The 18263-nt window shown below is 34.7% G+C and carries 17 protein-coding genes; 7 read left to right on the plus strand and 10 right to left on the minus strand.

All coding sequences use genetic code 11. From position 1 onward, the window contains the following. Window positions 1–259: 259 nt before the first annotated feature. From PLE33_01970 to PLE33_02010, 9 genes are all read right to left on the minus strand, one after another. Entirely contained in the window at window positions 260–1318 is a 1059-nt protein-coding gene (locus PLE33_01970; GenBank protein HPS60015.1) for a nucleotidyltransferase family protein, read from the minus strand. Then, window positions 1315–2232, minus strand: a complete 918-nt coding sequence (locus tag PLE33_01975) for a DapH/DapD/GlmU-related protein (GenBank protein HPS60016.1) — start codon at window positions 2230–2232, stop codon at window positions 1315–1317. The genes PLE33_01970 and PLE33_01975 overlap by 4 nt, the downstream gene beginning before the upstream one ends. Window positions 2233–2242: 10 nt before the next feature. Next, entirely contained in the window at window positions 2243–3568 is a 1326-nt protein-coding gene (locus PLE33_01980) for a glycosyltransferase family 4 protein (GenBank protein HPS60017.1), read from the minus strand. Next, window positions 3568–4203, minus strand: coding sequence for a PIG-L family deacetylase (locus tag PLE33_01985; GenBank protein ID HPS60018.1), 636 nt, complete (start codon window positions 4201–4203; stop codon window positions 3568–3570). Before PLE33_01985 ends, PLE33_01980 begins: the two co-directional genes overlap by 1 nt. A 70-nt stretch (window positions 4204–4273) precedes the next feature. Continuing rightward, entirely contained in the window at window positions 4274–5554 is a 1281-nt protein-coding gene (locus PLE33_01990; GenBank protein HPS60019.1) for a LegC family aminotransferase, read from the minus strand. 36 nt (window positions 5555–5590) lie between these two features. Further along, window positions 5591–5968, minus strand: coding sequence for a GxxExxY protein (locus tag PLE33_01995; protein ID HPS60020.1), 378 nt, complete (start codon window positions 5966–5968; stop codon window positions 5591–5593). Window positions 5969–6018: 50 nt separating this feature from the next. Next, window positions 6019–6996, minus strand: coding sequence for an NAD-dependent 4,6-dehydratase LegB (locus tag PLE33_02000; GenBank protein ID HPS60021.1), 978 nt, complete (start codon window positions 6994–6996; stop codon window positions 6019–6021). A gap of 250 nt (window positions 6997–7246) precedes the next feature. Beyond that, a complete protein-coding gene (locus tag PLE33_02005) occupies window positions 7247–8695 on the minus strand; it encodes a hypothetical protein (protein ID HPS60022.1) in 1449 nt (482 codons plus the stop codon). A gap of 302 nt (window positions 8696–8997) precedes the next feature. After that, a complete protein-coding gene (locus PLE33_02010; protein ID HPS60023.1) occupies window positions 8998–9324 on the minus strand; it encodes a four helix bundle protein in 327 nt (108 codons plus the stop codon). A 927-nt stretch (window positions 9325–10251) separates the two neighbouring features. On the opposite strand from PLE33_02010, the gene PLE33_02015 reads away from it, so the two are divergent. The 7 genes from PLE33_02015 (at window position 10252) to PLE33_02045 (ending at window position 17646) form a co-directional block, all read left to right on the plus strand. After that, complete coding sequence (locus PLE33_02015) at window positions 10252–11916, plus strand: hypothetical protein (GenBank protein HPS60024.1); 1665 nt, start codon at window positions 10252–10254, stop codon at window positions 11914–11916. Further along, window positions 11913–12053: a hypothetical protein gene (locus PLE33_02020; protein ID HPS60025.1), complete on the plus strand. Its 141-nt coding sequence runs from the start codon at window positions 11913–11915 to the stop codon at window positions 12051–12053. Before PLE33_02015 ends, PLE33_02020 begins: the two co-directional genes overlap by 4 nt. 258 nt (window positions 12054–12311) lie before the next feature. Then, on the plus strand, window positions 12312–12485 hold the full coding sequence (locus PLE33_02025) for a hypothetical protein (protein HPS60026.1): 174 nt from the start codon (window positions 12312–12314) through the stop codon (window positions 12483–12485). Between the two features lie 2 nt (window positions 12486–12487). Then, window positions 12488–13603: a glycosyltransferase gene (locus PLE33_02030; GenBank protein HPS60027.1), complete on the plus strand. Its 1116-nt coding sequence runs from the start codon at window positions 12488–12490 to the stop codon at window positions 13601–13603. Between the two features lie 12 nt (window positions 13604–13615). Beyond that, a complete protein-coding gene (locus PLE33_02035) occupies window positions 13616–14662 on the plus strand; it encodes an MraY family glycosyltransferase (protein HPS60028.1) in 1047 nt (348 codons plus the stop codon). Continuing rightward, a complete protein-coding gene (locus tag PLE33_02040; GenBank protein HPS60029.1) occupies window positions 14659–17133 on the plus strand; it encodes a hypothetical protein in 2475 nt (824 codons plus the stop codon). The genes PLE33_02035 and PLE33_02040 overlap by 4 nt, the downstream gene beginning before the upstream one ends. A gap of 261 nt (window positions 17134–17394) precedes the next feature. Beyond that, a complete protein-coding gene (locus tag PLE33_02045; GenBank protein ID HPS60030.1) occupies window positions 17395–17646 on the plus strand; it encodes a hypothetical protein in 252 nt (83 codons plus the stop codon). 393 nt (window positions 17647–18039) lie between these two features. Here the strand turns inward: PLE33_02045 and PLE33_02050 are convergent. Then, the coding region (locus PLE33_02050; GenBank protein ID HPS60031.1) for a hypothetical protein at window positions 18040–18263 on the minus strand (224 nt) is incomplete at its 5' end.

Below are 18263 nucleotides of genomic sequence, written 5' to 3' on the forward strand. Positions count from 1 at the left end.
TAAGTACTGTTTCTATTATTACAACTATGTTCCTTATATTGATAATGAGTAATCAAAAATGCAAGCACAATACTAAAGGGTAATTTTAAGTTTCTGCATATCAATATTAAAGTTATGGTAACTAACATAATACCTATCATATTAATAATCAGATTAGGAAAATATGTATTGATAGATAAATGTGATAAAAATAATACAATAGGAATAGACCATAATATCAGCTTGTTGTCCTGTTTTATAAATTGGGAATATTCCATAATTATTTAATCCTTGCCTGTTTCAAAAATTCATCCCAATTACCCATATCAGTCCAACTCTCTTTACTCACAGGAAAAACGCCAACTCTCCTTTTCTGTTCCATTAACAATTTAATTAAATCCGTAATATGAAAGAGCTTATTTTCTGGAATATATTTAAAAACACTTGGCTCCAAGATATATAAGCCACTGTTTATTTTGTAATAATATTCCGGTTTTTCATTAATCTCTATCAGTTGACCTTCATTATTTGTTTCCAGAACTCCATAAGGGATGCTGGATTGCATTATCGCTGCTACAATAGTTATTTCATTCTTACTTTCTTTATGAAAATCCAATATATTAGCATAATCATCATCAATAAGAATATCGCAATTGCTTACAAAGAAAGTAGAATCAATGAACTTTCTTGCCAATTTGATACTTCCAGCAGTCCCTAAAAATTCTTTTTCTTCAATATAGTGTATATTGTAATTATGATTATTAAGTGAATTTAAATAATATTTGATCATATCTGATTTGTAATTTACCGAAATATAGAAGTTCTCACACTGGTATTCCAGAAAACTATCTATTATTTGTTCCAGAATTGTTTTTTCCCCAATTGGGATTAATGCTTTCGGAAAGACATTTGTTAAGGGCTTTAACCGTGAGCCAATACCTCCAGCCATTATTACCACTGGTAGATTGATATTTCCCTTCTTTAGCTTTTCCTGTTCTTTAAAAATATCTTCCCAAAAAACTACATCTGTTATCTTTCCCTCGGTAGATATAATGGGCATATATTCATTCCGTCTTTGTAACATTCTCTGTTTTATCTGCTCAATATTATCTGTTTCTGAAACAACTACAGCATAATCCCTAAGGATTGTTTTAATTTCAGTGTTTAGATCTATCCCTCTAATAATAGCTCTCTGAAGATCTCCAATGCTTAACATACTATAATATTTATCATTTTCTATTACTATTAGGAGTTTTTTATTAATTCTATCCATCTGCCTTAATGCTGAAGCAATAGTGTCCTTCAATCCGATGGTAAGATCTTTAATTTTATTATTCATCTTTTCTTTAAAAACTTAGCTGGGTTGCCTACCCATACTTCATTTGAAGGTATATCACCTAAAACAACTGAACCCATTCCTATTATAACATTATCACCAATTTTAGTTTGTTCTCTGATAATTACTTGTGAATAAATTGTGGAATTCCTCCCGATAGAAACAGAGCCATTCAACATTGTTGAACCGGTTATTAATACATTTTCTTCAAGTTTACAGTTATGAGCAATAAAACATAAGGCATTGATTTTTGTTCCTTGACCTATGAAAGTATCTGATAAAGAACCCCTTGCAATAGAACAATTAGCACCGATAACAACATTATCTTCTATTATTAATCTTCCTAAATGAGGAAAAGTAAAAAGGTTACCAATTTCATCCCTATAACAACCCAGTCCAACTGTTCCCAAAACAGATCCTGAATATATTATTACATTATCTCCGATAATAACATCATTTTCTATTGTAACTGAATTATGTATGATAGAATTCCTTCCTATAATACATTTACCAATAATTGCATTTGGGCCAATATAAACTGTTTTATCTATTTGCGCTTTATTAGAAATTATTGATGTAGGGTGTATATATGCTTTATAAGTGTTTATAAAAAAATGATTACCTATCATAGCAATAGCATTTCTTGGTGATTTAACGACAATTTGGACAATACCTTTTTGTTGCATTATCTCTGTATAACTTACGGACGCGTCAGTAATAATAGCAGAAGAATTTGTTTGCTCAGCTCTTGTTTGTTTATTAAGTGCCGAAGGATTTACCCAATCTAACTTATTTAAATCCATATTATCTAAAGAGGCAATTCCATTTACTTTTATATTTTTGATATCTCCATTTACTGTTACAATTTCTTGCTTCAGTAAATCTATTATTTCTATTAATGATATAATTTTAGACATTTATACTCCTCTATCCCATTGTATATTCGGGAAATTCATCAGGATTAAAAAGTAATTCTTTAGGTATATGTTCTCTATTATAATAATGCTTATAGACGGCATTATAAATATTTACGAGTTTATCCATATTAGCTTTGTTATCATACTCTCTTTCAATAAAGACCTTTGAATTCGCTAACATTTTTTCAACAAGTTCAGGTTCTTTCATCACTCTAAGCATATTTTTAGCTAATGAATTAACATCGTCAATCTCACTAATTAAAACTGCCTCACCATATTTATTAAGAAAAGGAGTGCCGGTTGTCTTATAGGTAATAACTGGAAATCCAAGTATCATAGCTTCTATAATAGTTCCTGATATTACATCAAGTTTTACAGGTAACACAGCATACTTTGCTTGTTGAATATGCTTGTGCATATCAGATTGTTTAATAAAATATTCCGTAAATTCGATATTATCTTTTAATCGTAATTCCTCAATCATTTTGTCCAGAAATTTACGATAATCTGCAGCACACTTCCCAACTATATTTAAAGTAACTTCAGGAAATTCTTTTTTTACCAATTTAAGTGCTTGGATAGTATCCTCTACCCCTTTTTTCTTTGTAACACCGGCAGCAAAGAAGACAAAATCATATTTCTTAGCTATATTATCTATTGTTTTGGGATGTTTAAAAGGGAAAGTATAATGAAATATTATGGCTTCAGGGTTATTACGCAAAACCATATTCCTATGCATTAGTCCATTACAGCAAAAGTACTTTATTTTTTTATGTATTCTCAACTCTAAATCCCAACGATATTGATCTACATCTCCGCTGAGTTTTTCCCTAAGGGGATTTGTATAAACAGTTTGAGCTGTAAGCATTAACGGTAAATTATTAATATCCAAAGCAGATATAGAATAATAAGGATTTTCAGCACCTACCAAATTTACAATATCTGGTTTAATATCCTTCAAAAATTGGTTTATTAAATATCTATTATGATAGTATTTTGGTCTCTTCACATTAAAGAAGCGCCTATATATCTTAATTATTAGAATATCATCATCTGGTCTAAAAAAGTGATAGTGTATATTATTATAGCTAAAGCTGTATTTAAACTTTTTTAGATTTTTATGTGGAGATATAATATGAATTTCTATATCATTCCGTTTTTCAAACTCATAAATAAGATTCGTTACCCAAGGAGCATAGTCAAATAATTGTTTATTTCGCTTATTTAAAATCTTACGAATATAATTCTCAATCTTACATCCCGATAATGGTAGCTTTTCTCTAACTTCTGGATTAGAAAAGTGGCATATCAAAGCAACTTTTAGTTGTTTATTCATCAAAACCTCTGAAAAATACACATAAACGCTTCCGCATACTTTACGCCGATTCTTGAACCCCGAAAAGCTGCTAAACCTTTTATAGCATGAGCACTTCTCGGTAAAGGATCAGGCATTATCTCTGTTTCATATATCTTCATTATTTCAATTTTTGTATCCAGATAATCAGTAATATCAACAAATGTATTGGGAATAAATGCATTTTCCGCTAAGGCAGGGGCAAATTCAGTTTCTGATAGGGTTTCGAACATATAAATTCCTTTAATGAATGGAGCTCTAAAACTTTTAGTCGAAGATATCAAAGCGTTAAAAATAGTCCTATGATCAGAATGAACATCACTCCTATTAGGAGCAAATATAATTTCGGCATTTGATTTTATAATAAATTTACTCATTGATCCAATTATATCATTTAGTTTAATTTGATCTATCTCTGTTTCAGGCAAGCTCATCCGGTATATAGCTTTGAAACCATAAATTCTATTAACCTTTTCAATAATCAAAGATTGTTGAGAATTTCCATCGGTAATGAACATACAGTTAACTGAGTGGCCTTTTTCCTTTAACTTTAGTATAGTGCCACCACAACCAAGAGTTTCATCATCCGGATGAACAGATATAATCAATATATTCACAATTATAAATCCTAACAATGCATTATGCTTTTAGATATCTATATTGAAATATTGGATATAACACATAACCTTATAAATGAATTCCGAATCCACTTGGAATATTAATTAATCGCTCCTCAATTTCTATTGCTAAGGGTATTTCAGCTTTCAAGCATTGGCTAAACATTTTAAGTTTATTCATCAAAATCCAGGCAGGACGGCACATAACTTTTTGTGAATTTACCTGTTCAAGGAAAGCATCTCTTTCTTCGATATTTTTTAGGAGAATAGCATTAAGCCAATAATTAGAAATACAATCTTTGGGTTCTGTAATAAATTCTATATCCGCAATTGTTTTAAAATAGTCCTGATAAATTTGGGCTGTTTCTCTTTTGCTTTTAAGAATTTCCGGTAACATTTCCATTTGAGCACAACCCAAAGCAGCATTAATATTTGGCAAACGATAATTGTAGCCAATCATATCGTGTTCAAATTTCCAGGGATGTGCTTTTTTGGCAGTTGTGGTAATATGTTTTGCCAGAGGACCAAGTTGATCGGCATCAGTTAAAATCATTCCTCCCCCACCTGTAGTTATGGTCTTATTGCCATTAAAACTCAATATTCCCAATTTCCCGAAGGTTCCTGTATGTTTTCCTTTATAGTAACTTCCAATTGATTCTGCAGCATCTTCTACAACGGGAATATGATAGCGGTTGCAAATCTCTACGATTTGATCAATTTTGCAGGAATGACCAAAAGTGTGCATAGGAACGCATGCGGTAATCTTCTTCTGTCCACGAATTTTCACAAATTTACTCGAATTATCTTCAAACGATCCCTGTAATTCCTCTATTTGTGATAATTTGTATAAATTCGTGGACTCTTGATCTTGTGATAATTTGTGTAAATTTGTGGACACATTAACTTCTTTTAGATAACAGGCATCATCTTGAATAATTGTATTTGCAGATAACCAAAGTTCTAATGAATCAGGAGACATACCTAAGGTCTCAGGATCAATATCTACAAAAATTGGCTCTGCACCACAATAAGTTATAGCATTACAAGTGGCTATAAAAGTAAGCGGTTGTGTTATTACAAGATCACCTTGATCAACACCTGCAAGTTTTAAAGCAATATGCAAAGCAGAAGTTCCATTCACTGTAGCAATAGCATATTTTGCACCGGTAAAATCCTTGATCATCTCTTCAAAACGATCCACATATTTACCAACGGAAGAAACAAAAGTGCTTTCTATGCAGTCCAGAACATACTTTTTCTCATTACCACCAAAATAGGGTTCATGAAGGGGGATGAGATCTCTATTGGGATAGAGGGAACGAATGAAGTCAATTATTAGTTGATAGTTCACAAATTAGTCCACGAATTTACACAAATTAACACGAATTTATAAGATTAGGCGTTTATATGTTAAACTGGGGGAACCGAAGTTTACTAATAAGCCAACTCTAAGTTTAGTGGCTTTCAAGTAGTTTAATATTTGAGAAATATGATCATTGGAGAGTTCTGAAAGGGCTTTTATTTCCACAATGATTTTCCCAAAACATAAGAAGTCAGCTTTGTAGCATTTATCTAATATTTTATCTTTATAAAAGATGCGAATCTCTTTCTCTTTTTCAAATGGTATTCCTTGATCCAAAAAATCAATAGCTAATGATTCTTGATATACAGCTTCCAGAAAACCAGGCCCCAACTCCTTATGAACATTCATACAAGCCCCAATAATCTTGTAGCATTCTTCCTTATACAAAATATTATTATTCATACTTCGTGTCAATTTGTGAAAATTCGTGGACTAATTTGTGGACTCGTGGACTAAAGATTATAAATTCCTGGTTTGTATTTTCCCAGGTTTTGCGGATTTGTAAACCACTCCACTGTTTTCTCCAATCCTTCTTTTATGCTATATTTTGGCTCAAAACCAGTTAATGCCTTTATTTTACTATTATCACACCAAAGGCGAAAGACCTCTGACTTCTCAGGTCTATTTCTTTGTTCATCAGTAACCAATTTAGCATCACTATGCATAATATCCTTGATCAATTCAAAGGTTTCTTTTATAGAAATTTCGTAGTTGGAACCAATATTCACTGTTTCTCCAATTGCCTTATCGCATTGGGATAATAATATAAAGCCCTGGCAAATATCTTCTACATAGTTGAAATCACGAGTTGGAGATGTATCTCCTAATTTGATTTCTTTCATTCCATTGGCTATTTGAATTATAATTGTTGGTATAACAGCTCTAGCAGATTGCCTGGGACCATAAGTATTAAATGGACGCATAATAGTTAAGGGAAGTTTAAAAGCATTATAAAAACTCATCGCTATTGCATCTGCCCCAATTTTACTGGCACTATAAGGAGATTGTGGCTGTAAAGGATGTTTTTCATCAATAGGGACATATTTGGCTGTGCCATAAACTTCACTGGTGGAAGTAACTAAAATTCTTTTAACTCCATTATCTTTAGCTGCCTGGCATATATTTAAAGTCCCTTTTACATTTGTCTCTATATAACTTTCTGGTGCAATATAAGAATAAGGGATAGCTATTAAAGCTGCTAAATGAAAAATAACATCTATGCCTTTGCTAATTTCTCTACAATAATTAGGGTCTCTTACATCTCCGCATACAATTTCCAAATTTGAGCTTGGTTTTATATCTTCCAACCAACCCCAATAATTAAAAGAATTATATTGAGCTAAAGCTCTCACCTGGTAGCCATCTTTTAGTAATGCTTCAGTAAGATGGGAACCGATAAAACCATCAGCACCGGTAACAAGAACTTTCATATTTTCCTTTCTTCTGTCCACGAATTTTCACTAATTAGCACGAATTATTTGAATTATAATAATCTAAAGTATATTGTAATCCATTTCCGCTTTTTAAGTAATTTAACCCTCTCAATAAATGCGGAGCTTCAGCGAGCTCCGACTACACAAATTTCTAAACCTTCTAAACCTTCTCAACACTCTAAACCTTCTCAACCTATTAAATTCGTTCAACCATATTAACTCATACTGTAATTTTTATATATTATGTTTATGGCTCGGTTGGGGAAAAAGAATGGTGCATTTGTAATTTATGAATTCCTTGGCTTGCATAACCTTTAATAGTTTGTCGCTCAGAATTATCCATTCCTAAAAAATATATTGAAGCAAAGAGAACTATTTCTGAAATAATACTTATAATAATAAAACGTAACAAGCCATAAGAAAATGCATTTTTTATGATAAAAAGAGGAGTTACTGTTAAGCAAACAAGGAGTATTTTAAATGTAGATCTTTTTAAGAATTCAATTGCATCATAGTTTAAAATAACTTTTAGCAGAATCTGATTCGTTATAAAGGTTAAAAAAGCAGTGAAAAGATAAATATAGCTAATAATATAAGGTGGATGACCCATTTTATAAGCAATGTATGCTAAAGGTAAACACAGAAGAGTAATACCACTATTAATTATTTTAAACAATGCAATTTTACCAGAAGCGTGAATCAATGGACCTATACCAAATTGACTTGTAGCAATAATTGATTTTATTAGCATGGCTTGAACGAATGTTATCGTATATTCTGGAACCTCTTTAAGCCATGAGTTGAGTATAAAATCAGTTTCTAAGAGAATTGGCAGCATAGGTATTGCCATTAAAAAAAAAGAGAATTTAGAAGATATAATAACTAATTTACTTGCTCGTTTATGATCTCCTGCACTATAACTTTTTGTTATCTGTGGAATAATTGCTTGCCCTAAGCTCTGTGCAAATGATCTTACGATTGAATTTACTTGATTAGCAATACCAAAACTGGCATTTAATATAGTGCCAAAAAACCGATTAATAATAATTGCTGATCCTTGATTTTCCCCAACAATTGCAGCAACTTCAATAGAATTCCATCCCGTAAAACCAAGCATTTCTTTGTACTTTACCCAATCCCTACATAATTGCCATTTGACTGTATTAAAATATGTCTTTAGACAATATGCAATATACATTATAGGATTTAGGGCATGAATGATAGTTATAAATATTACATAATATCTTAAATGATTCCCTGGCAAATAAATTAATAATATGGATAATAATAAAGTTAGTATTTTAGTAGATATTTCAATGGGAACAGTGATAGAAAATTTCTCTTTTGCAACGAGTAGACCTTGAAAGGGGGTGCCAATAATAATACAGACGGTATTTAGAATGGAAAAAATAAAGGTAAATACAGCATCATTCAATTTCCCTTCAGGGATTTTTAAATAGTGATAGATATAATATAGACCAACAGTTAAAGCTAATATAACAAATAATATTGAAAGCAGTAGATGAATACTCAAGCTTATATTAAATATTTTATTGCTATCTCCATTTGGCTTCCCCTCTTCATAAGCAATAAATCTATAAGTAGTTGTTATCATAATGGTATTGACAAATGCCATTAAAGACACAACACCACCAACTACATTATATAATCCATAATCCGAAGCACCTAATGCCATAAGAACGAATCGCGAAGTAAAAACTCCTGCGATCATTGATACAACAAGACGAATATAGAGATAGAAACTGTTCTTTATGATAAGTTTATTTGACATCTTCGATTAAAGTACTTTGATATGTTATTTTTAATATCCCTTCACATTATAGCTACATAAAATGTGTTTCTTAGAAAACTATCATTGTAGCTGATTAACAAGAATTAATATGCCCTATTTGAGATGATAAATAATTAATAGAAGTTAAAAAATATAGAGTTAGAGAGTTTAGAGTGCGGAAGTTCAAAGTTCAAAGTGCAAAGTTCTTAGTTGGGGTGTTCAGAGTTCTTAAGGTAACGGATAAAACCGCCAATCAATCTTTTGATACTATTTAGTTTTAACATTAGTTCATTGTGCTGATTTAAATCTATATAATGAATATCTAAAGCAACATACAAAAGGGATTCAACTTCAGAAGCAGAACGAAAAGAATAACTTAGAAATTGAAGAAATGATTTCTTTGAACCACTATCAAAACCCTCGGCTATATTGGACATAATAGAAACGGATGCTCTTTGAATCTGATCTCTAAAACCGAAATCTTTTTGTGAATTACCTTCTGAAAAAATATGATAAACATCAGCTACGAAAATTCGCGCTTATTTCCATGCTTCAATATCTGAAAAACTTTCTATCTTCACAACTGAACTCCTGCACTTTGAACTTTGAACTCCTGCACTTTGAACTTTGAACTCCTGCACTTCTGCACTTTGAACTTTGAACTCCTGCACTTCTGCACTTTGAACTTTGAACTTTGAACTCCAGTACTGCCTACAGCTTCGCCCCGTGGCTTATGCATTCTGGGTTGCATAAGGCGTTAAAAGATATGGCTGGTAGAGTATTATATTCTAAAAGGGAATAGATTTCGTTTCAAGTAAGGAATGACAACAAGTAGGAGCAGTATGACAAAAAGCTGGTACAGAAGGATAAAAAGCAGGTGCAGAAGGATAAAATGCAGAGCAGATAAAAAAATTGACTTCTAAATTACCCTTTGATGAGGTAACTGAGAAGTCATATTGATTATGTCTAAAGTTCTTTGCTGTCCTGTATTTTATCGGTATGTTAGCCATAGTTTTATAATACTCTCGTTTATATTTTTCATAATTGAGTTCATAATTGAAATTGGGGCTGGAGCTGTCAATATATTTTTTGCATGGGAAACGAGATTTAGAGTGAACTGGGATAGAGGAGAGAAAGATAAGATAAAGTTGGATAAGAGGTTAGCTATGTGGAAAAAAATATAATTCTCTCACAGATTACACAGATTGCACAGATAAAAAAAGAGAATAGGTAGGGGATGAACAGGATTATATTAGCTGATGGCGGAGGGCGGAGAGCGGAGAGAAAAAATACCTCTCACAGATTACACTGATTACACAGATAAAAAATGATTGTGATTAAGGGCAAAGAGGAAGGTTGATAAAAGGATAAATAAAAGGATCAAAAAAAGGATTTAACTTGACGCAGATTAGGTTAATGAGAAAAAGGTAAAAAAAGGTAATAGCTGGTAAATAAAGAAGATGATATCTATAGTAATAGACAGTAAAGTAAGTCGGTGGACAAGGGAAATAAAATATGTGTTTGGCTTTATGTTCCAGACCCTGGGTTATAACTTTCGTTTTCTGGAAGAGCTGGAAGAGCTGAAAGCAAACGATATTTTGCTGATATATGGTTACACAGAGCCAACTCCTGAAGAATTAAAAGGTCTGGCTAAGCATTATATCACATTTTTCATTCCCTGCGATCCGGATTTTTTTGACAACAAAGCATACAGTGCAGACCGTTTGCGTAGATGTATGCGGGAAATAAAGTTACTGAATATAACGCCTATTGTTTCAGCCCGCAAATTTGAATACCCTGCGGAAAATTATACGGAAAGTGACATTAGCGGAGGAAAAATCAATTTTGACTTGGTGGGTAACATCTTTTTGCATTTGAGCAATCTGGAAGAAAGTAGTGATGCCGGCTCAATGGAAAATGGCTATTATCCTGATAGTGCCAGTGTTTTTTACAACTATCGAGAAACACCAATTGTAGATAATTTGCTGTGGCTGGTAGATTCGCTGATCAAAGAACACTGCCGCGCTAAAAATACTTGCATTGCTCAAAAGTTATTATGGCCCTCGGCTCAACAAGCAGCTGTGCTTTTATCACATAGTATAGATGATTTGCAAAAATGGAATGCCTCTTCGCTAATCCTTTCCCTCCCTGACGATTTGGCAAGGTTATTTACTTTTCGCTGGAAACAATTGGCACATACGCTGAAAGGTAAACTTCAATATCTTTTTACTAACTACGAGCTTAACTGGAATTTTGATGAGTTTTTAAATCAGGAAAAGGACTCCAATTGTCGTAGCACATACTATCTGGCAACCGAGGCAAATGAAGATATTGATTACTCTCTGGAAGATCCTGATCTGCAGGAAGAAATTCAGAAAATCTTGCATAGCGGAAATGAAATAGGTCTTTTGGCAACTGCTGATAAGCTTAATCAGGATGATTATTTAACCCGCAAACAAATTCTTCTGCATCTGCTGGGTAAAGAAAAACTGGGAATTAGGCAACTGAACTATAAAATCAATAACACAATCCGGGAATTACAAAACAAAATTTCTCCTGCTTTTAGCCAGAGCACAGCGTTTCAATCACTTCCCGGATACAAAAACGGAATGAGCTTACCCTGGCAACCCTGGGTAAACGGAACTAAAATGGATTATTGGGAATTGCCTACAATTTATCGTGATGAATATTTGAAGATTAATAAACATAACTATCTGCAACTGGAAGATGCTAAACACCAACTGAAAAAGTTCTTCCAAAATGCAGTGCGCACTCATAGCATTTTCAGTATGGATTTCACGATTGCCAGTTTCAGCAATATCAGCTATATGAATAAACTTTATCCTTATCTTTTGGCACTGATCAAAAGTGGAAAGACCTATCTGGCTACGGCAGGTGAATTAGTTGACTGGTGGGAAAAAAGAAACCGGGTGACAATCAATGAAAGCGAAGATCAGATTTGTCTGATGTTTCCGGACGATTTGGATAGTTTTACGCTGTGCTTGCATGGAAATCCAAAAATTAAAGAAGTAGCTGAAATGCCGGCAAAGGTGATGGGAAACCAAGTACAATTTACGAATGTCAAAGCGGATTCTATAGCGGTGATCGTGGTGGAAGGGAAATGAAAAAACCTCACGCAGATTACGCAGATGACGCAGATAAAAAAGATAAAGGGCTCTCACAGATTACACAGATTACACAGATAAAAAAAACAGGAAGGTTGATGTCCTCATCAACCAAAAAGAGAATAGGTATGGGATGAACAGGATGAAAGGGATTTTCAGGATAAAAAAGATAAAGGGCTCTCACAGATTACACAGATTACACAGATAAAAAAACAGGAAGGTTGATGTCCCCGTCAACCAAAAAGAGATACAGGAAGGTTGATGTCCTCATCAACCAAAAAGAGAACAGGAAGGTTGATGTCCTCATCAACCAGAATGGGTTAATGTGAAATTTGGGGGTAAAGAAATAGCGCGGTTGGAAGTGGAACGACGAGGACGTCGTTCTTCCGGATTTTGTGAACGACGAGGACGTCGTTCGTCCGGGTTATATGAACGACGAGGACATCGTTCGTCCGGGTTTTATGAACGACGAGGAAGTCGTTCTTCCGGATTTTATGAACGACGAGGAAATCGTTCTTCCGGGTTTTATGAACGACGAGGACGTCGTTCTTCCGAAGATAAAAGGATAGAGATGAAAAAGGTATTGCATATACAGTTACTGCCAATACTATCCGGGGTGCAGAGATTTTCTTTGCATTTATTGGATGGCTTGGATAGCAATGAATTTGATGTCCAGGTTGCCTGTAAGCCGAATGGTGAATTTGTGGACGAAATTAAAGCCAGGGGTTATCAATATATTCCTTTGCCTACTTTTCGTCATCAGATATGCTTTGGGGACATCTTTACCTTTTTCCACTTACTATATATAATTAAAAAGCACCGTTTTGATATTGTGCATACCAATGCTTCCAAGCCAGGATTTTTAGGTCGTTTAGCTGCCCGTTTAGGTAAAGTTCCGTTAATTATTCATACAACACATACTTTTCCTTTTCTGGAACAGCAAAAACCGATAACTTACAAGTTCTTTACTACTTTAGAAAGGATTGGCAACCGGTTGGGTGATTACAATATTTTCGTGAATAATTCTGATCGGTTGAAATCCCTAAAGATGGGCTTAATCAAACCGGAAAAAGCAATTACTATTTACAATGCACTTCCTCCAACATTAGCAACTGCCTTACAGGAAATTGCCCAAAACCGAAAAAAACCGGAACAGGAAATTATTATTGGTTCCACTTTAAGGTTTTGTCCTCAAAAAAATGTAATCAATTTAATAACTGCTTCTTGTAATGCCTGTTTACAGGAGCAAAAATTAAAATTCATCTATTTGGGTGAGGGTGAATATTATGAATTGTGTAAAGCCATTATTCACAGTTACGGTTTGGACGAGCGGATATTGCTTCCGGGTTGGGATAAAAATGTTTTGCCCTGGTTGAAGGTCTTCAATGTTTTTGTTCTCTATTCGCGTTGGGAAGCGATGCCTTTCAGCATCATTGAAGCAATGCATTCAGGGTTGCCGATAATTGTTTCCGACCTGCCTTCTCTTTTGGAATTGGTGGATAGCCAAACAGGTTATATTGTTCCTTTAGATAATAATGCAGAGCTGGCAAAGACCTTTATAGAAATAGCCCAGGATTTTGAGACCGCGTATCGGAAAGGCAAGGAAGCAGCAAAAAAGATCGCCGCAATTTGTTCTTATGAGAAAATGGTTAATGCTTACAGAGAACTTTATCTTTCAGCTAAATAATAGAGAACAACGATGATAAACATATACTTACTGATTATAATTGAAGCGGTTATAATTCATCTGTGCACGCATTTGTTATTCCCGCTTAATGTGAAAATTTCCACAAAATTAAAGCTCATTGCTCATCCGAATGAGCGTAAAATTCATAAAATGCCAATTCCCGAAGCAGGTGGTTTGTGTTTTGCTTTGCCTATTATTTTAGCCCAGGCAACTTTTGGCTTGATCAGCGGAAATTCAGAACCGGGTAATATGCTTTTAGAGCTTTCAGGAGTAGGAGTTCTGGCATTATGTTTTGGAGTTTGGGATGATCGTTTTGAAAGTCCTCCTCCTTATAAACTTTTGTGGCAAATTACCTTAGGCATTATTATGTATTTATTTGGCTATCGGGTTTTGTATCTGACTAATCCTTTCGGAGCGCACTTTATTTTGGGGTGGTTATCCTTTCCGGTTACTGTTTTATGGTATTTAATAGTAATCAATGCTATCAATTTTATTGACGGTATAGATGGTTTAGCTTGTGGAATAACGATTATTGTAAGTGCCGTTTTAATTGTAATTGGCATCAAAGAACAGAATCAGCTGGTAATTGCTATTTCTTCTTTTTTACTGGCGGGAAATTTAGCTTTTCTGCGTTATAATTTCTATCCGGCAAAAATTTTTATGGGAGAAACGGGGTCTTTATTTATCGGGCTGAATATAGCTGCAATTTCCACAGCGGGAACTTCCCAATTTAAAGGAATAACTTCTATAACTTTGATGGTTCCGTTAACGGTGATGGCTGTTCCTTTAATTGATTTTGTGCTGGCTGTTTTCAGGCGTTTGCATTACGGAGATATGTTTCATTCCGATAAAGAGCATATTCATCATACGATGTTGGATTTTGGCTTTTCTCAAAAGACAATTGCGATTATAATATATTTAGTAACCTTGCTTTTTGGACTTATTGCCATCGGCTTTTCCTTTTCTTCCAAAAAGATTGTTTTTTCTTTGCTTTTAGGGCTTTTTGCCATGATGGTTGTGATTGCCTATTTAATTATGCGACAGGAGCGAAAACGATGAGAAGGATTTTACTGCTTGCAGCAATACTGGTATGTGTTTATCTGCCTGCACAGAATTGGACAATATCTACTAATACAAATCATATTTACGATTTATCTGCCAAAGGTAATGATCTTTATCTTGCTACCTGGGGTGGAGTTTTACAATTGAGTCCGGGAAATGATTCCTCCAGCTTAAACGCTTACACGGAAAAGAAAATATACCAAAAAGGGACCGGATTGGTCTCTAATGACATCAGAACCCTTTCCTATATTGATTTTTCCAGTAGTTTATGGATGGGTTCTTCGGATAACGGAATTTCTATTTTAAGTCAGCAGGGGTTTCAGAATCTTGGCAGTGATTTAGGTTTGCCGTCATTAAAGGTAACCAGAATTATTGAACATCAATCCACAATTCTGGTGGCAACTTCTGCAGGTCTTGCCGTTTTTTATTATTTGCCGGAGGTTGCCTTTCCTTTGATGTTGCATCAATATACCGTTGCCAATACTTCCGGAGGACTGGTTGGAGATAATATTGTGGATATGTTATTAACGGAAACAGGAATTCTTTTTGTAGCTACAACCGATGGAGTTAGCTATATTCCCCTGGAGCAATTGGATAATGATTCTGCCTGGAAAACAATTAGCGGAGTAAATAGTCCTGTTTTAAGCGGAGGCAATCCAAAGCTTTCTGCCAATTCCGAAAGCATTGTAATTGGTTTATATGATAAGGTTTATCTGCATCCTTTGAATATGGAAAACGGTTCCTGGATAACTTACAGTAGTGCCAATATGCTTACCGGAAAAAATGTCTCTTCCGTTCTTTTGGATTCCCAAGCTCGTTTATGGATTTCTTATGCCGATTGGGATGAAGCTATTTTAAGTTATACTAATACTACCGATTCGCTTTTAACTTTGATAGAAAATAATACCAATACCCATCTTTTGAAAGAGAATAACGGGCTTGGCTATAGTCCAATTAGCAGAATTGTGGACTTGAACGGTAAAATTTATCTTTGCAGCTGGGGAGAAGGTATCTATTGTAGGGAAGCAGATTCCTGGAGTAATTATAATCCGGTCAGCATTGGTTTTCCCAGAATTGCTCAAGTTGTTACTGATAATAACTATAACTTGTGGTTTGCCAGTGGTTATATTTCTAATTTTCCTGTGCGTAAGGGTTCAATGGGAGTAAGTAAATTAGCCAATGGCAACTGGTCAACCTTGAACATTCATAACAGTCCTATTCATACAGATAATATTTTGGGCATTGCAGTTGATCCTTTGAACAGAAAATGGTTTGCCACCTGGGATAATACAAACAGCCCTTCCGGCTGGGAAAAAGGTCTCAGCGTTTTTGATGAAGATAGTAATATCTGGGTGCATATTACGAGAGATGGTATCCGCTATTATAATAATGAAACACAATCCTGGGGTGCCTATAATCCTAATCCTTCCTATCGTTTAACCACCAGCACAATTGGAGGTATTTATCCAGCAGGAGATTCATTAATGATGGTGATGTGTTCGGATGGCGAAGTTAATGTTTTGGATATGAATTTCCAAATTGTGTCTCGTTTTTCTCCTCCCAATACTGTTTTTAATCATCTCCTTTATAGTTATTACAGCGGAGATAAATATTTTATCGGAACTAATGACGATCGCGGACTTACTATCTGGAATCATAATTCTCTTCCTGTTTCGGGAGGGGCGCATTGGATAATTCCTCCCACTTCCGATTTAAACAGTTGTGTTGTTTATGGAGTAGTTACAATTGATACACCTTATGAAGGAAGGCAGCATTGGATTGCCGCAAGTACAGGTGTTTTTATGTGGAATGAAGTTAACTGGTATCGTTATGATACTATGATTAAACGCTATAAATTTAACACCTATTTAAATGTTTGGGAAAACGATATTCTTTATTATGTGGATGAAGAACGTCTTTTCGGTTCTGTAAGAACAACTCCCACCTGTATTTTTCTGGATGCCCAAAATCGGATCTGGCTGGGCAGTATGGAAAACGGACTTTCTATGTATGATCCCAATACAGAAAGGTTCACTAATTATTTCTATCCCAAATATCCTCTTATTTCCAATTACATAACTTGTTTGGGTTTTGATCCCGTTGCCGGGAATTTGATTATTGGAACCCCGGATGGTTTCAATTCCTTAAAAATAGGTAGAACAGTTAAAATTCCTACTACGCTGCAAAATTTGAAAGCATTTCCCAATCCTTTCAGACCTTCTGTTCAACCCTATTTGCAGATTGTAAATATACCTGTGGATAATTTGCCTGCGGGAAAAGCAGAATGTAGAATTTATGATAGTGCGGGTGCTTTAGTAATTAAATTGGAAGAAAATGCCCTTTGCCGTTTTCAATGGGATGGAAAAAATGCTGCAGGAAAACAATGCGGTAGCGGGATTTACTTTTTTGTAGTTGCTGATGATGCCGGAAATATTAAAAAAGGCAAACTGGCTATTATTAACGATTGAAAAAAAATAGCTCTCACAGATTACACTGATTTCACAGATTTCACAGATAAAAATCCGTAGGATTGATTTCCTCGCCAACCTAAAAGAAAATAGGTATGGGATGAACAGGATGGAAGGGATTTTAGGGATAAAAAAAACTCTCACAGATTACACTGATTTCACAGATTAAAAATCCGGAGGGTTGGCGTCCTCGCCAACCAAAAGATCCGGAGGGTTGGCGTCCTCGCCAACCTAAAAGATAATAGGTATGGGATGAACAGGATGAAAGGGATTTTAGGGATAAAAAAAACTCTCACAGATTGCACAGATTTCACAGATGAAAATCCGGAGGGTTGGCGTCCTCACCAACCTAAAGATCCGGAGGGTTGGCGTCCTCGCCAACCTAAAAGAATAGGAGGGTTGGCTCCTCGCCAACCAAAAATAGAATTGAAGTGTCCTGAAAATAGTGGACATAAATATAAAGTAAGTAATATCTTGTTGTTCGGATATTGGAAAATATTCAGCTGGCAATAGAACCTTTCATTGATGATCTCATAGTTCCTAACATTATGAAAGTAGCAGCTTTATAGTAAATGAAATCACAAGACACAAGCGATGCTCCTGTCATTTATCTATTTTTATACTGCCCATTATCTTGATTTACTAAATTACCTTGTGGACTTAGTTTAACTACCTGTTGCCTGCTCATTTCTTTAACGCCTCTTTAATGACTCTTTAACGATACATTAACTTTGTTAAGGAGTCGTTTAAGGAGCTTTACAGAAGCATAAAAGATTCAACTAAGCAAGGATTAATGTGCAGTATAAAAATCGGCAACGGTTTCGCAATTTGCCAGCTAACTTATTGCCATATCCATTTTCGCTATAAAAACGATATTATCTGTGTAATCTGTGTAATCTGTGAGAGCTATTCTTTTTTATCTGTGAAATCTGCGTAATCTGCGTGCGCTCTTTTTATCCCTAAAATCCCTTTTATCCTGTTCATCCCATACCAAATTTTTATTGGTTGGCGAGGACGCCAACCCTCCGGATTTTTTTGGTTGGCGAGGACGCCAACCCTCCGGATTTTTTTGGTCGGCGAGGACGCCAACCCTCCGGATTTTTTTGGTTGGCGAGGACGCCAACCCTCCG

This window comes from Candidatus Cloacimonas sp., from assembly GCA_035403355.1.
Lineage (GTDB): Bacteria > Cloacimonadota > Cloacimonadia > Cloacimonadales > Cloacimonadaceae > Cloacimonas.

Bases quoted from the DNA above. Each gene is read 5' to 3' on its own strand.
- PLE33_01970 (HPS60015.1), bottom strand. From the start codon at position 1,318: ATGAATAATAAAATTAAAGATCTTACCATCGGATTGAAGGACACTATT.
- PLE33_01975 (HPS60016.1), bottom strand. From the start codon at position 2,232: ATGTCTAAAATTATATCATTAATAGAAATAATAGATTTACTGAAGCAA.
- PLE33_01980 (HPS60017.1), bottom strand. From the start codon at position 3,568: ATGAATAAACAACTAAAAGTTGCTTTGATATGCCACTTTTCTAATCCA.
- PLE33_01995 (HPS60020.1), bottom strand. From the start codon at position 5,968: ATGAATAATAATATTTTGTATAAGGAAGAATGCTACAAGATTATTGGG.
- PLE33_02000 (HPS60021.1), bottom strand. From the start codon at position 6,996: ATGAAAGTTCTTGTTACCGGTGCTGATGGTTTTATCGGTTCCCATCTT.
- PLE33_02005 (HPS60022.1), bottom strand. From the start codon at position 8,695: ATGGCATTAGGTGCTTCGGATTATGGATTATATAATGTAGTTGGTGGT.
- PLE33_02015 (HPS60024.1), top strand. From the start codon at position 10,252: ATGATATCTATAGTAATAGACAGTAAAGTAAGTCGGTGGACAAGGGAA.
- PLE33_02020 (HPS60025.1), top strand. From the start codon at position 11,913: ATGAAAAAACCTCACGCAGATTACGCAGATGACGCAGATAAAAAAGAT.
- PLE33_02030 (HPS60027.1), top strand. From the start codon at position 12,488: ATGAAAAAGGTATTGCATATACAGTTACTGCCAATACTATCCGGGGTG.
- PLE33_02035 (HPS60028.1), top strand. From the start codon at position 13,616: ATGATAAACATATACTTACTGATTATAATTGAAGCGGTTATAATTCAT.
- PLE33_02040 (HPS60029.1), top strand. From the start codon at position 14,659: ATGAGAAGGATTTTACTGCTTGCAGCAATACTGGTATGTGTTTATCTG.
- PLE33_02045 (HPS60030.1), top strand. From the start codon at position 17,395: ATGAAAGGGATTTTAGGGATAAAAAAAACTCTCACAGATTGCACAGAT.